The organism is Variovorax gossypii (assembly GCF_003965815.1).
Classification (GTDB): Bacteria; Pseudomonadota; Gammaproteobacteria; order Burkholderiales; family Burkholderiaceae_C; genus Variovorax; species Variovorax gossypii.
Genome location: NZ_RXOE01000004.1, coordinates 226512 through 239810, shown reverse-complemented (window position 1 = coordinate 239810; position 13299 = coordinate 226512). Strand labels below are relative to the sequence as shown.

The window sequence follows — 13299 nt, the reverse complement described above, 5'->3', positions numbered from 1 at the left end:
CAATGAACAAGCTGGTTGCGGATCAGGCGGACGGCCTCCGGCGCCTGCTCGCGCCGACGCAGGCGCGCGTGGTCGCGGTGGCCGGCATGGGCAGCGGCGCGGGCGGTACCACCATCGCGATGAACCTCGCGGTGGCGCTGGCAGGGCAGGGCCGCAACGTCCTGCTGCTCGACGAGCACTGCCCGGCCGAAGGCTCGGCGTGCGAGGTCTGGGACATCGACCCGCTGGGCAGCCTGGCCGACGTGGCCGGCGGGCGCCTGACGCTCGACGGCGCCGAGGTGCGCGCGGCCTGCGGCGTGCGCGTGCTGCCGGCGCCGCCCGGCGCGGTGCATGGCGCAGGCAACGATCCGCGCAGGTTCTGGTACGACGGCTTCGTCATCGTCGATGCGGCCTTCGACCGCGAGGGCCGGCTGTCGGCGCTCGCGCAGGGCGCGGACGACCTGCTGCTGGTGCTGCAGCCGCACCCCTCGTCGGTCACCTCGGCCTATGCGGGCATCAAGCACCTGCAGCGAGCGCATGGCATGAGCCAGATGCGCTTCCTGGTCAACGGCGTGGTCGACGTCCAGGCCGCGCGCCAGATCATGAACAACCTCGCCCATGCCGGCAGCCGCTATCTCGCGCTGTCGCTGCAGCCCGCCGGCTGGGTGCGCTTCGATCCGCTGGTCGCCGATGCCTGGCGGCTGAAGAAGACCATCGCCGAGGCCTTTCCCGCGAGCCACGCGGCGATCGACCTGCGTCGCGTCGCAGGCGAGATGGACGGCTGGCCGTGGCGCGCGGCCGAGCCCCAGCAGGCCGTGGCCTGAGCCCAGGAAGGACGGAACGCCGTGTACACCGCACAGGGAACCATCGAGAAATCTCACCTGCTGGCGCAGCACCAGCCGCTGGTGCGCCGCATCGCGCTGCAGATGATGGCCAAGCTGCCCGCCAGCGTGGAGCTGGACGACCTGATCCAGGCAGGCATGCTCGGCCTGCTGGACGCATCAAGCCGCTACCAGGACAACCGGGGCGCGCAGTTCGAGACCTTCGTCAGCCAGCGCATCCGCGGCGCCATGCTCGACGAACTGCGCGCCGCCGACTGGGGCTCGCGCGGCCTGCGCCAGTCGGCGCGCGGCATCGAGAAGGCGATCCAGGCGCTGGGCCACAAGCTCGGACGTTCTCCCACCGAAGGGGAGATCGCCAGGGAGCTGAAGATGGACATCGAGGCGTACCAGTCGCTGCTGCAGGAGATTCAGGGCTGCCAGCTGCTGTACGTGGAAGACTTCTCCAAAGACGACGCCGACAACGCCTTCCTCGACAGCCATTCGCAGGACGCACGCAAGGACCGCCGCAGCAGCGACGACCCGCTGGAGCAGCTTCTGGAAAGCGGCTTCCGCCACCAGCTGGTGGACGCCATCTCGGCGCTGCCGGAACGCGACCAGCTGCTGCTGAACCTCTACTACGAGGAAGAGCTGAACCTGCGCGAGATAGGCGCCATCCTCGAGGTGAGCCAGTCGCGCGTGTGCCAGCTGCACAGCCAGGCGATCAGCAGGTTGCGGGCGAAGCTGAAAGATCTGCTCTAGGCTGCCCTCCGGGGCACGCCGATTGGGTCTTGTCCGTCAGCAATGCACGCCCTGCGCTGGCGCGCCGTGCCCGCACGGGCGGCAAAGCTCGGACTCTTGCCAAAGACCTCCAAGCAACCTTCCGTCAAGCTGCACGGCAACCGCCCCATCGGCGACTACGCGCTCATCGGATCGACCCACAGCGCGGCGCTGGTGCACCGCGGCGGCGACATCGAGTGGCTGTGCCTGCCGCGCTTCGATTCCGCGGCGATGTTCGCCAGCCTGCTCGGCGACGAGCGCAACGGCCACTGGTCGATGCGCGCGACCGACCGCAAGGCGCGCATCGCGCGGCGCTACCTGCCGGGCACCGTGGTGCTGGAGACGACGATTCACGTGGCCGGCGGAACGGCCGTCGTCACCGACTTCATGCCTCGCCCCGTGCTCGACGGCACGCACGAGGTGGTGCGCATCGTGCGGGGCGTGCGCGGCACGGTCGCCATGCACACGGAGTTCCGCATCCGCTTCAACTACGGCGAGTGGTGCCCGTGGATGGACCGGCGCGACGGCGCGGTGTTCGCCACGGCCGGGCCCGACTCCGTGCGCATCAGCTCCGGCGTGCCGCTGACCAACGAGAACTTCGCGAGCTTCGCCGACTTCACCGTGTCGGCGGGCCAGTCCATCGCCTTCAGCCTCGACTGGTTTCCCTCGCACCTCAAGCCGCCCGTGACGCGCGACGCCAATGCGCTGCTGGCGCGCACCGTCGCCGAATGGAGCGCGTGGACCGAGCGCTGCGGCTACCACGGAGAGTTTCGCGAGCCGGTGATGCGCTCGCTGCTCACGCTCAAGGCGCTCACCTACGAGCCCACCGGCGGCATCGTCGCCGCGCCCAGTGCATCGCTGCCCGAGCTGCCCGGCGGCGAGCGCAACTGGGACTACCGCTTCTGCTGGCTGCGCGACGCGGCGCTCACGCTCTACGCGCTGATCGGCTCGGGCTACGTGGAGGAGGCCAGCGCCTGGCGCTGGTGGCTGATGCGCGCGGTCGGCGGCTCGCCCGAGGAGCTGCAGGTGATGTACGGTCTGCACGGCGAACGCTCGCTGACCGAGCTCGAGCTCGGCTGGCTGCCCGGCTACGAAGGCAGCCGCCCGGTGCGCATCGGCAACGGCGCGCACGGGCAGCGGCAGCTCGACGTCTACGGCTCGGTCATCGCGGCCTTCCATGCGGCGCGCAAGGCCGGGCTGGCGGACATGGACAAGCTGTGGCCGCTGGAGCGCGCCATCGCGAAGCAGCTGATGGATCTGTGGCGGGAGCCCGACTGCGGCCTGTGGGAAGTGCGCGGCGAGCCGCGCCACTTCGTGCACTCCAAGGTCATGTGCTGGCTGGCCTTCGACCGGGTGATCGCGAGCGCCACCGAGTTCGGGCTCGAAGGCCCGGTCGATCGCTGGCGGGAAGTGCGCGACGAGATCCACGCCGAGGTCTGCGCGCGCGGCTACGACGCCGCGTCCAATTCCTTCATGCAGTACTACGGCGCCGACACGGTGGACGCCGCGCTGCTGTGGATGCCGCTGATCGGCTTCCTGCCGATCAACGACCCGCGCGTGCAGGGCACCATCGCGCGCATCGAGAAGGAGCTGATCTTCAACGGGCTGGTGTACCGCTACCGCACCGAGAAGGGCGTGGACGGGCTCGGCGGCGGGGAGGGCGCCTTCCTCGCATGCAGCTTCTGGCTGGCGAACGTATATGTCGCCATGGGCAGGCTGCGCAAGGCACGGGCGTTGTTCAAGCGGCTGCTGGCGCTGGCCAACGACCTGGGGCTCTACGCCGAGGAATACGACCCGGTGGCGCGCAGGCAGCTCGGCAATTTTCCGCAGGCCTTCTCGCACATCGGGCTGATCAACAGCGCGCATGCGCTGGTGTCGGCGGCCGGCGGGGTGTGGGAGCTGGCGGACATGGACGGCAAGGCGTCGTCGAAGAAGGCGGCGAAGAAAGCGGTGAAGAAGAGCGAGAAGAGCGAGAAGAGCGCTCCGCTCAAGAGGCCGAGAGCGCGAACTCCCCGGCGCTGAACACCGTGTGGAAGACCGTGCCGTCGAACATCTCGAACAGCTTCTTCGAGACTTCGCGGCTTTCGCAGCGCACGGGCGAGTCGAGCGCGCGGGCGATGTCCTCGCGGCTCGCCCAGCGGATGGCCAAGACCATCGCAAGCTCGGGGTCGCTCACGTCGCTTTCGACCTGGCGCAGTACGCGCACCTCGAGCGCGCCGGGAAAGCGAGTCCACAGCGGCACGAGCCTTTCGTGCACGTGGCGGTCGAAGGCCTCTTCCATGCCGGCCTTGACCCGGCCCCTGAAGAATGCGCAGCGGATGAACATCGGTTTCTCCTTGCTTGCCGGTTCGGGCCCGTGCGGCGTGGCCGTCAGGCGGAGACTTTCGCGGAGGCTTCTTCCGCCTGCCTGAGAAGCTGCGCACCGATGCCGGCGACGATCAGCGCAACAGGCATGTCGATCGGGGTGTGCAGCACGTCGGGCTCGCCGGCGTCCGGTCGTTCCAGCGTCGCCAGCTGGCTGTCGAGCAGGGTGGCCGGCATGTAGTGGCCGGTGCGCTGTTCCATGCGCTGGCGCACCAGCGCCGGAGGGCCGTCGAGGAACACGAAGCGCAGGCCCGGCGAGGCGGCGCGCAGCCGGTCGCGGTAGGCGCGCCGCAGTGCGGAGCAGGCCACCACCACGCCACGGGGCGCGGCCGTGCGGTCGGCAAGATTGGCGCCCACGCGGTCGAGCCAGGGCCAGCGGTCTTCATCCACCAGCGGCAGGCCGGCACGCATGCGCGCCACGGCCTCGGGCGCGTGCAGGTCGTCGCCGTCGATCCACGGAATGCCCAGCAGCTGCGCGAGCCCGGCCGCCACGCTGCTCTTGCCGGTGCCCGATACGCCCATCACCACCACGGGCAGGCGGAATGACGGCAACTGCAGCGGTGGCACGGCGCTAGAGGCTCGCGGTGATGCCGCCGTCCACGTACAGGATGTGGCCGTTGACGAAGCTCGATGCGTCGGAGGCCAGGAAGATGGCCGCGCCGCCCAGTTCTTCCACGTCGCCCCAGCGGCCGGCGGGCGTGCGGCCCGAGAGCCACGCGGTGAAGGCCTCGTCGGCCACCAGCGCCTGCGTGAGCTCGGTCTTGAAGTAGCCCGGCCCGAGGCCGTTGACCTGGATGCCGTGCTTGCCGAGGTCGATCGCCATGCCCTTGGTGAGCATCTTCACGGCGCCCTTGGTGGCGGCGTAGGGCGCGATGCCCGGGCGACCCAGCTCGCTCTGCACCGAGCACACGTTGATGATCTTGCCGCGCTTGCGCTCGATCATGCGCTGCGCGACGGCGCGGCCGACCAGGAACACGCTGTCGATGTTGGTGGTGGTGATCTTGTGCCACGCGTCGATCGGGAACTCCGCGAACGGCCCGCGGTGCTGCATGCCGGCGTTGTTCACGAGGATGTCGACGGGGCCGATGTCGGCCTCGATGGCCGCCACGCCGGCTTCCACCGCGGCGGCATCGGTGACGTCGAAGGCCGCGGCCTCGGCTGCGATGCCCCGGGCGCGCAGGGCGTCGCGGGCCGCGGTGAGCGCGGCGGCATCGCGCGCATTGAGCACGACGCGGGCGCCGGCATTGCCCAGCGCGCCGGCCAGCGCGAAGCCGATGCCCTTGCTGGAGCCGGTGACGAGGGCGGTGCGCCCGGAGAGGTCGAACAGTTTCAAGGGGAGTTCCTGGATGAGGGGCGAGACTGGCGAAGAAAGTTACCGGTATCTTTTGATTTCGTCAATGGGTGAAACCTTCGCTGGCTTTACATTCACGTATCGACTAAAGTTACCGGTATCAAATTGAGCCAGAACCGCTGCTATCCGCTGGAGACACCCGCTTGACCGCTACCGCCGCCGCTTCCCCGCACGTGCTGATGATGGGCGCCTACCCCGAGTGGGACATGGTGCCGATGCGGGAGTCCTACACCCTGCATCGCCTGTGGGAGGCGCCCGATCGGCAGGCCTTCATTGCCGCGCATGCGCAGGAGATCCGTGCGATCGCCACGCGCGGCGAGCTGGGCGCGAGCGCCGAGCTCATTGCCGCGCTGCCGAAGCTGGAGCTGGTCTCCTGCTACGGCGTGGGCACCGACGCCATCGACCTCGCCGCCTGCCGCGCGCGCGGCATCCGCGTGACCAACACGCCCGACGTGCTCAACGGCGACGTGGCGGACCTCGCCGTGGGCCTCATGCTCGCGGTGCAGCGCCGCATTCCGGCGGGTGACGCCTTCGTGCGAAGCGGTGCATGGGCCAAGGGGGCCTTGCCGCTGGCCACGCGCGTCTTCGGCCAGCGCGTCGGCATCGCGGGCTTCGGCCGCATCGGCGGCACCATCGCGCGGCGGCTCTCGGGCTTCGACGTGGAGCTGGGCTACTTCAGTCGCACGCCGAAGGCCGACAGCCCGCACCGTCACTTCGCCAGCCTGAGCGCGATGGCCGACTGGTGCGACGTGCTCATCGTCATCCTGCCCGGCGGCGAAGCCACGCGCGGCATCGTGAACGCCGAGGTGCTGCGCGCGCTGGGCCCCAAGGGCTGGCTCGTGAACGTGTCGCGCGGCACCACGGTCGACGAAGGCGCGCTGCTGCAGGCGCTGGAGGCGCGCGAGATCGCCGGCGCTGCGCTCGACGTGTTCCTCAACGAGCCGGGCATCGATCCGCGCTTCGCCGCGCTCGACAACGTGGTGCTGACCCCGCACCATGGCAGCGGCACCGAGCAGACGCGCCGCGCCATGGGCGAACTGGTGCGCCGCAACCTGGAGGCCCATTTCGCGGGCCTGCCCCTGATCACTCCCGTTGCCTGAAAAAGGAAGAAAACCATGCGCCTGCGTTGCATGTGCCTCGTGATCCACGCCCCCGACGACCTGCGCCTTGACGAACAGGATGCCGGCGAGATCGGCCCCGGCCAGGTGCTGGTGAAGGTCGGAATGGGCGGCATCTGCGGCTCCGACCTGCATTACTTCCACAACGGCGGCTTCGGCACCGTGCGCATCAAGGAGCCGATGGTGCTGGGCCACGAGGTGGCCGGCACCGTGGTGGCCGTGGCGCCCGGCGTGGAGAACGTTCGCATCGGCGACAAGGTGGCCGTCAACCCGAGCCGCCCCTGCGGCGCCTGCAAGTTCTGCCTCGAGGGCCTGCCCAACCAGTGCCTCGACATGCGCTTCTACGGCAGCGCGATGCGCACGCCGCACGTGCAGGGCGCCTTCCGCAACATGCTGCTGTGCGAGGCCACGCAGTGCGTGAAGGTGGCCGACCATGTGCCGCTGCGCCTCGCCGCGCTGGCGGAGCCGTTCTCGGTGGGGCTGCACGGCGTGTCGCGCGCCGGCCCGCTGCTGGGCAAGCGGGTGCTGGTGTCGGGCTGCGGGCCCATCGGCGTGCTCGCCATCGCGGCGGCGCGCGCGCACGGCGCGGCCAGCATCACGGCCACCGACGTGGTCGACGAGCCTCTGGCCATCGCGCGCGCCATGGGCGCAGACGACGTCATCAACGTCGCGAAGGACAAGGCCTGGGTGTCGCGTCATTCGGCCGACAAGGGCACCTTCGACGTGATGCTCGAATGCTCCGGCAACGAGCGCGCTCTGCGCGACGGCCTGGAAGTGATGCGCCCGCGCGGCGTGGTCGTGCAGCTGGGGCTGGGCGGCGACGTGAGCATTCCGCAGAACATGGTGGTGGCGAAGGAGCTCAGCATCTGCGGCTCGTTCCGCTTCCATGCCGAGTTCGCGCTGGCGGTGAAGCTCATCAACGAAGGGCGCGTCGATCTTTCCCCGGTCGTGTCGCACACCTTCCCGATGCTGCAGGCGCGCCAGGCCTTCGAGCTGGCGAGCGACCGGCAGAAGGCGATGAAGGTGCTGATCGATTTCGCGGACGCGGGGGCGGAGAGCGTCGCGGCCTGAGGGCAGGACGAAGCACCCGAGCCGCAGGCGCGGGTTGGCAGGCGGCGCTCATGGTCCGGCTACAGTCGGCCGGGAGCGAATACGCCGAGCCATGGATCAAGTGCCTGCCCGCCCCCTGCTGAACAACGAAGACCTGCGCCATGTCGCCCTCTGGGCGGCCGATTGCGCGGAGCGGGCGTTGCCGGTGTTCGAGGCAAGGGCGCCGGGTGACAGCCGCCCGCGCGAGGCCATCGCGGCCGCGCGCGCCTTCGCCGGCAGCGGCGTGCGGACAGCGAACCTGCGCAAGCTCGCCTGGGCCGCCCTGGCAGCCGCGCGCGAAGTGGGCGACGAGGCCGCGGCCGCCGCCGCGCGGTCGGCATCCACGGCCGCCGGGTCGGCCTACACCCATCCGCTTGAGACTGCGCATCAGGTGAATCACATCGTCGGCCCCGCGGCCTACAGCGTGCAGGCGATCTCGCGCGGTGCCGCCGACGAGGCCGGCACCCGCGAAGCGGAGATTCGATGGGCGATCGATCACGCGTCGCCCGCGGTCCGCGAGGTGGTGCGGCGCCTGCCGGCACGGGCGCCCGGTAAAGGAGCGTCGAGCGTGCTGTTCCACCGGATCGACGCGGCCCTGCGCAGCTGACGGTCCGCCCTTTGCCGGGCGGGCAGAACTAGTCGACCTGCCGTTTCGCGCTTCGCGCCGTCCTGCGCTTCAGCGCCGCACGAAGCTCCTTGAGGATCAGGGCCACGTACGGATTCGGGTCGTCCCGACGATGCGCGAGATAGAGGCTCGACACCGCCTCCTTGTCGAGCACCGTCTGGTAGACCACCCCGTCCGGCTGGATGCAGCGGGTGTCGCCCGACACCAGCGCGATGCCCACGCCGGCCGCGACCAGCCCGGCGATGGTCGATGCCTCGCGCGCTTCCTGCACCATGCGCGGCCTGAAGCCGGCCTTGGCGCACAGGTCCTGCACCTTCCAGTAGAGGCCGATGCCGGCATTGCGCGGATACATCACCAGCGGCTCGTCGCGCAGGTCCGCGATGCGCAGCGGCTTGCCGGCGAGCCTGTGCTCGCGCGGCACGACGGCCAGCAGCGGCGACTGGTACCACTCCTCGACCACGATGCCGGTAGGGATCTCCACGTTCGGCCGGCGCAGCACGGCGACGTCGAGGCCGCGCCCGTGCACCGCGTCGAGCTGGTCGAGCGATGTCATTTCCTTCAGCGTCAGGATCACCCGGGCGTGCTCGCGCCGGAAGCGAAGAATGGCCGCCGGCAGCGCGGGCGAGAGCATCGACGACGCCGTGTAGCCCAGCGCGATGCTGCCGACCTCGCCCGAGGCCGCGCTCTGCGCCTCGCCCTTGGCCGCCTCCACGTCGCGCAGGATGCCGCGCGCGCGCTCGAGGAAATGGCGGCCCGCCTGCGTGAGGAACACGCGCCGCTTGTCGCGCTCCAGCAGGCGCACCTTGAGCTCTTCCTCCAGCGCCTGGATCTGGATGCTCAGCGGCGGCTGCGCGATGTGCAGGCGCTGCGCGGCGCGCGTGAAGTTGAGCTCCTCGGCGACCGCGACGAAGTAGCGGAGATGGCGCAGTTCCATGATATTCAAAGAGTATTGAAAACCGAAGACAAACGGTATTTCCAAATATAAGACAGCTTGCCTACGATGCCCTCATGACAAGCAGAGACAAGCCGCAGGAGCACCCTGCAACCCGGCCTTTCCAGGGGCACCCGCTGATGATGGGGCTGGCTCGCGGAGAGCCGATGACGGCCTTCGGCATCCGCATCTCGCGCACGCCCGACATCGCCCGGCTGGCCAAGGCCAGCGGGCATCACGCGATCTGGGTCGACCTGGAGCACAGCACCATTTCGCTGGACGCGGCGGGCGCTATCTGCGCCGCCGCGCACGACCTCGGCCTGATGGCGCTGGTGCGCGTGCCGGAGCGCGAGTACGGCGCCATCGGCCGGCTGCTCGACGCGGGCGCGTCCGGCCTCATCTTCCCGCGCGTCGAAACGGCGGAGCAGGCCGCCGACCTGGCGGCCGCCTGCCGCTTTCCGCCGCACGGCCACCGGTCAGCCATCGCGGCGCTGCCGCAGTTCGGCTATCGCCGGCTTCCGGCGGCCGAGACCTACCGGCTCGCCAACGACACGGTGGTCGTCAACGTGCTGATCGAGAGCCCCCTCGGCATCCGCAACGCGGAGGCCATCGCACGGGTGCCGGGCGTGGACCTGGTGAGCATCGGCACCAACGACCTGAGCGCGGAACTCGGCGTGCCCGGTGACTACCGCCATCCGCTGGTGCAGCAGGCGCTGAACGATGCGCTCGCGGCCTGCACGCGCGCCGGCAAGCCGCTGTCGATCGGCGGCATCGCCGATGCCGCGCTGAACGCCGAGCTGCTGGCGCGCGGCGCCGCGCCTTTCCTCATGACGGGGATCGACACCGACGTGCTCCTTGCTTCGATGCAGGAGCGCGTGCGCGGCGCGCTGGCCGGCCATGCGGCGGTTGCCGTGCGGACGTCCGAGCCACAGGCTGCCTGAGCGGACGCCTCCTTCCGCGACTTCTTCGTTTTCTCCTTCTCCCGCCTTCGTTCCGAACATGAACCACGAGATCCTGACCTCCAAGCCCATGCGCGACGCGCAGACCCTGACCCGCGCGGCCTTCGAGGTTCCCGCCGGCGCCTGCGATGCGCACGTGCACGTCTTCGGCCCGGCCGAGCACTATCCCCGCGTCGATCACCCGCACTACACGCTGCCCGACGGCAACCTCGCGCAGCTGCACAGCGCGCTCGAGGTGCTCGGCGTCGAACGCTTCGCGATCGTCCAGCCCAGCTTCTACGGCACCGACAACCGCTGCATGCTCGACGCGCTCGACGCGGCGGGAGACCGTGCGCGTGGCGTCGCGATGGTGGAAGACGACGTGTCCGACGAGACCCTGCGCGAGATGCATGCACGCCGCGTGCGCGCGCTCAGGCTCGACCTGTTCCTGCGCCAGAAGCTGCCCACTTCGCAGCTGCATGCCTACATCGAGCGCAGCATCCGGCGCATCCGGCCGCTGGGCTGGCATGTGCAGTTCTATACGCCGGGCTGGGTCGTGCGCGACCTGATCCCGGTGCTGCCCGACCTCGAATCGGACTTCGTGATCGACCACATGGGCTACATGCTGGAGAGCGACGGCCTCACGCGCGCCGACTTCGACTGCCTGCTGCGCGCCGTTGCCGACGGGCGCGGCTGGTTCAAGCTCTCGGGGCCGTACCGCCTCGCGAAGGACGGCAACTACGCGCGGCTGAAGCCGCTCGCGCAGGCGATCGTCGAGACCGTGCCCGACCGCGTGATCTGGGGCAGCGACTGGCCGCACATCCCGGAAGGCGGGCGCGACACCGGCGAACTGCTGAACCTGCTGGGCGACTGGATCCCGGACCCGGTCGCGCGCCGCAAGGTGCTTGCCGACAACCCCGCTCGGCTGTTCGGCTTCTGAAACGGAAGGCATGAAGATGGCGGACACCACCATGGACTGCATCCAGGAACTGGACACCTCCGGCGCGCGCGCCGCGGAAGTCTTCGAACATGCCGGCACCCGCTACCTCGTGGTGCCGCAGCTCGCCGAGGACATCGCGGGGCAGCCCGCGCAGATGACGCTGGGCAACAGCGATGTCGACGCGCTCGTCTACCGCTGGGAGGGCGAAAGCTTCGTCGAGCACGCTCGGCTGTCCGTGCCGGGCGGCGAGGACGCCGAGTTCTTCCGCATCGGCGAGCGCGCCTTCCTCGCCACCGCCAGCCTGCGCACCGGCTCGGGCCCGTACGCGCTCGACACGCATTCGACGATCTTCGAACTGGTGGACGGGCGCTTCGACGTCTTCCAGCGCATTGCGACATCGGCCGCCAAGCAGTGGATTCATTTCGAGATCGGCCCGCGCCACTTCCTCGCGCTCGCGCAGGGAGTGACCCATGGCGATACGCCGCTCGCGCCGGGCGCCGAATCGTGCATCTACGAATGGAACGGCGAGCGCTTCGAGAAGCTGCAGACGGTGCGCTCGGGCTGGGGCTACAACTGGGCCTTCTTCGAGGTCGACGGGCAGAAGCTGCTGGCCTATGCCGACCACGCCGTGCCGTCGCAGCTGCTGCGCTGGAACGGCAACAGCTTCGAGCCCTTCCAGGAGCTGGAAGGCAAGAGTGGGCGGGCCTTCCGCTTCTTCGAGACCGAGGGCTCCACCTGGCTCGCGTTCGCATGCCTGCACGACGACACCGTGCTCTACCGCTGGAGCGACGGCCGTTTCGTGCAGCACCAGGTGCTCAGCGGACCGGGTGGCCGCGAGTTCGACTGGATCGCGACGCCGGACGGCGGCCGGCTGGTGCAGGTCAACTTCCTGCATGGAACGCGCGAGGCGCCGATCCCCCGGCTGCAGTCGACCGTCCTGCGCATGACGAAGGGCCGCATGGAGCCGGTCGCCGAGTTCCCGACTTCCGGCGGCACCGACGCATCCTTCTTCGAGGCGGAGGGCCGGCGCTACATGGTCGTGACCAACAGCCTCAGCGGCGAGGTGCGGTTCCGCACGCCGAGCCGTGTCTACCGCCTCGACTTCCCCGCGGACAAGGAGCCGGCATGAACCATCCCGCTGCCTCGCACCAGAGCCCAGAGCTGCTGCGGCTCTTCGAAACCTACACCGGCGGGCCGCACGGCATCGGCGCGAACCTGGCCGCGCTCACGGGCGCGGCGACGGCGGGCGATCCGCTCATCGTGGCCACCAGCGCGGACATCGTGCTGTTCCCCGGCAACGGCCGTGATCCCGAGGTCGAGGGCTTTCGTCTCTCCACGCGCGGCTTCAAGGAGCTGGCCGGCATCTCGCACCACGGGCCGGCGGTGGCGTCGATCCTCAAGATGCGGCTGGTCGATCCCGACGGGCCGCTGTGGCGCAGGGAAGCCGAACGGCTGGTCGCGGCCACGCGCGTGGCGCGCGAGGCCAACTCGGTGGCGCTGTGGCGCGACCGGATCGCGGTGCCGGCCTACCGGGGGCGCGAGCAGAAGATCGCCGAACTGGTCCGCTACTCGTGCGTGCTGACCGAGCGTTACCTCGAACGCGTGCTGGAGCGGCCCGAGCTCTTCACGCCCTGGGACATGCGCGAGCACTACCTCGAAGGCAGCGGCTTCGCCGTCGGCGCCACGGTGCCGATGAACGCGGTGATGATCGCCACCTTCTTCCTGGTCGGCATGGACATCAGCCACCGCGTGATCGGCTGGCTCGACCGCCATGCCATCGACTGGTCGCGCGCCATGGCGCTGGTGATCGGGCGCCAGGGCAGGCCCACCGCCGGCGTGACGTGGACCACCAATTCGGTGGCCGCCATGATCCTCGGCGCCTCGCGCCACACGCTCTCGCTCGACCGGCTCTTCATCGCGCCCCACGCCGCCGAGTTCCCGGCCGGTTCGGCGTCCGACATGACGGCCATGCGCGCGTTCGAGAGCTCGATGCGCCAGCTGTGGGCCCACACGCGCGCCGTGAGCGAACTCGGCACGCTGATGTACGACGGCTATCCGCGCTACGAGCCTTCCTCCACCGTCCGCCCCGTGCTCGACGCGGACACGCGCGCGGTGGCCGAGATGCCGGCCATCGCCGGCCCGGACGACTGGCGTGCGCTGAACACGCGCCTGCGCGTGGTGCTCGAAGACCCGCGCCAGCTGCTGTCGGGCTGCGTCACCGACTACGCCGTCGAGCAACTGCAGGCGCACGGCAACGACCCCACGCGGGTGCCGGTGCCGGGCCTGGACGGCACGGACTATCCGCCGCTGCCCTGAGCGTGAGCCGCGCCCGCGACGCGGGCGGGAGGCCTGGAAGAGAAACAGAA

Annotated in this window: 14 protein-coding genes; 10 read left to right on the top strand and 4 right to left on the bottom strand. The window is 70.1% G+C overall.

The genetic code is table 11. The features are described 5' to 3' along the window. The first annotated feature begins 2 nt into the window (after window positions 1-2). The 3 genes from EJP69_RS17905 (at window position 3) to EJP69_RS17895 (ending at window position 3599) form a co-directional block, all read left to right on the top strand. A complete protein-coding gene (locus tag EJP69_RS17905; RefSeq protein ID WP_126471851.1) occupies window positions 3-803 on the top strand; it encodes a nucleotide-binding protein in 801 nt (266 codons plus the stop codon). Window positions 804-824: 21 nt separating this feature from the next. Next, window positions 825-1559 carry an RNA polymerase sigma factor FliA gene (locus EJP69_RS17900; protein WP_093197798.1) on the top strand — a complete coding sequence of 245 codons (735 nt, stop codon included), beginning with the start codon at window positions 825-827 and terminating at the stop codon, window positions 1557-1559. Window positions 1560-1655: 96 nt separating this feature from the next. Continuing rightward, window positions 1656-3599, top strand: a complete 1944-nt coding sequence (locus EJP69_RS17895; protein WP_126471849.1) for a glycoside hydrolase family 15 protein — start codon at window positions 1656-1658, stop codon at window positions 3597-3599. Here the strand turns inward: EJP69_RS17895 and EJP69_RS17890 are convergent. Genes EJP69_RS17890 through EJP69_RS17880 form a run of 3 tightly spaced genes read right to left on the bottom strand, consistent with a single transcriptional unit; the run spans window position 3565 to window position 5274 of the window. Then, window positions 3565-3903: an antibiotic biosynthesis monooxygenase family protein gene (locus EJP69_RS17890; protein WP_126471847.1), complete on the bottom strand. Its 339-nt coding sequence runs from the start codon at window positions 3901-3903 to the stop codon at window positions 3565-3567. The two genes, EJP69_RS17895 and EJP69_RS17890, sit on opposite strands and share 35 nt — an antisense overlap. A 44-nt stretch (window positions 3904-3947) precedes the next feature. After that, window positions 3948-4508, bottom strand: a complete 561-nt coding sequence (locus EJP69_RS17885; protein ID WP_240652193.1) for a gluconokinase — start codon at window positions 4506-4508, stop codon at window positions 3948-3950. Between the two features lie 4 nt (window positions 4509-4512). Then, a complete protein-coding gene (locus EJP69_RS17880) occupies window positions 4513-5274 on the bottom strand; it encodes a glucose 1-dehydrogenase (RefSeq protein ID WP_093197757.1) in 762 nt (253 codons plus the stop codon). A gap of 161 nt (window positions 5275-5435) precedes the next feature. Between EJP69_RS17880 and EJP69_RS17875 the strand changes: the two genes are divergently transcribed. The 3 genes from EJP69_RS17875 to EJP69_RS17865 all read left to right on the top strand — a co-directional run bounded on the left by EJP69_RS17875 (window position 5436) and on the right by EJP69_RS17865 (window position 8106). Next, window positions 5436-6392 (top strand): 2-hydroxyacid dehydrogenase, encoded by a 957-nt coding sequence (locus tag EJP69_RS17875; protein ID WP_126471845.1) that lies wholly within the window; start codon window positions 5436-5438, stop codon window positions 6390-6392. 15 nt (window positions 6393-6407) lie between these two features. Further along, on the top strand, window positions 6408-7481 hold the full coding sequence (locus tag EJP69_RS17870) for an L-idonate 5-dehydrogenase (protein WP_093197751.1): 1074 nt from the start codon (window positions 6408-6410) through the stop codon (window positions 7479-7481). Window positions 7482-7572: 91 nt separating this feature from the next. Next, the gene (locus tag EJP69_RS17865; protein ID WP_126471843.1) at window positions 7573-8106 is read left to right on the top strand and encodes a putative immunity protein; all 534 of its coding nucleotides are present in this window, start codon (window positions 7573-7575) and stop codon (window positions 8104-8106) included. A gap of 28 nt (window positions 8107-8134) precedes the next feature. Here the strand turns inward: EJP69_RS17865 and EJP69_RS17860 are convergent, their stop codons facing one another. Then, window positions 8135-9058 carry a LysR substrate-binding domain-containing protein gene (locus EJP69_RS17860; RefSeq protein WP_126471841.1) on the bottom strand — a complete coding sequence of 308 codons (924 nt, stop codon included), beginning with the start codon at window positions 9056-9058 and terminating at the stop codon, window positions 8135-8137. A 74-nt stretch (window positions 9059-9132) separates the two neighbouring features. Between EJP69_RS17860 and EJP69_RS17855 the strand changes: the two genes are divergently transcribed. From EJP69_RS17855 to EJP69_RS17840, 4 genes are read left to right on the top strand one after another with little or no spacing between them, the layout of a single operon-like run. Then, window positions 9133-9996, top strand: coding sequence for an HpcH/HpaI aldolase family protein (locus EJP69_RS17855; RefSeq protein WP_093197743.1), 864 nt, complete (start codon window positions 9133-9135; stop codon window positions 9994-9996). 58 nt (window positions 9997-10054) lie between these two features. Next, window positions 10055-10933 carry an amidohydrolase family protein gene (locus EJP69_RS17850; protein ID WP_126471839.1) on the top strand — a complete coding sequence of 293 codons (879 nt, stop codon included), beginning with the start codon at window positions 10055-10057 and terminating at the stop codon, window positions 10931-10933. 16 nt (window positions 10934-10949) lie between these two features. Then, window positions 10950-12062 (top strand): hypothetical protein, encoded by a 1113-nt coding sequence (locus tag EJP69_RS17845; RefSeq protein ID WP_206169345.1) that lies wholly within the window; start codon window positions 10950-10952, stop codon window positions 12060-12062. Then, window positions 12059-13249 carry a DUF5624 domain-containing protein gene (locus EJP69_RS17840; RefSeq protein WP_126471835.1) on the top strand — a complete coding sequence of 397 codons (1191 nt, stop codon included), beginning with the start codon at window positions 12059-12061 and terminating at the stop codon, window positions 13247-13249. The genes EJP69_RS17845 and EJP69_RS17840 overlap by 4 nt, the downstream gene beginning before the upstream one ends. Window positions 13250-13299: the final 50 nt, after the last annotated feature.

Excerpts from the sequence above, each read along its gene's own strand:
- EJP69_RS17845 (WP_206169345.1), top strand. The coding sequence starts at position 10,950 with ATGGCGGACACCACCATGGACTGCATCCAGGAACTGGACACCTCCGGC.
- EJP69_RS17840 (WP_126471835.1), top strand. The coding sequence starts at position 12,059 with ATGAACCATCCCGCTGCCTCGCACCAGAGCCCAGAGCTGCTGCGGCTC.
- EJP69_RS17890 (WP_126471847.1), bottom strand. The coding sequence starts at position 3,903 with ATGTTCATCCGCTGCGCATTCTTCAGGGGCCGGGTCAAGGCCGGCATG.
- EJP69_RS17905 (WP_126471851.1), top strand. The coding sequence starts at position 3 with ATGAACAAGCTGGTTGCGGATCAGGCGGACGGCCTCCGGCGCCTGCTC.
- EJP69_RS17870 (WP_093197751.1), top strand. The coding sequence starts at position 6,408 with ATGCGCCTGCGTTGCATGTGCCTCGTGATCCACGCCCCCGACGACCTG.
- EJP69_RS17865 (WP_126471843.1), top strand. The coding sequence starts at position 7,573 with ATGGATCAAGTGCCTGCCCGCCCCCTGCTGAACAACGAAGACCTGCGC.
- EJP69_RS17850 (WP_126471839.1), top strand. The coding sequence starts at position 10,055 with ATGAACCACGAGATCCTGACCTCCAAGCCCATGCGCGACGCGCAGACC.
- EJP69_RS17855 (WP_093197743.1), top strand. The coding sequence starts at position 9,133 with ATGACAAGCAGAGACAAGCCGCAGGAGCACCCTGCAACCCGGCCTTTC.
- EJP69_RS17860 (WP_126471841.1), bottom strand. The coding sequence starts at position 9,058 with ATGGAACTGCGCCATCTCCGCTACTTCGTCGCGGTCGCCGAGGAGCTC.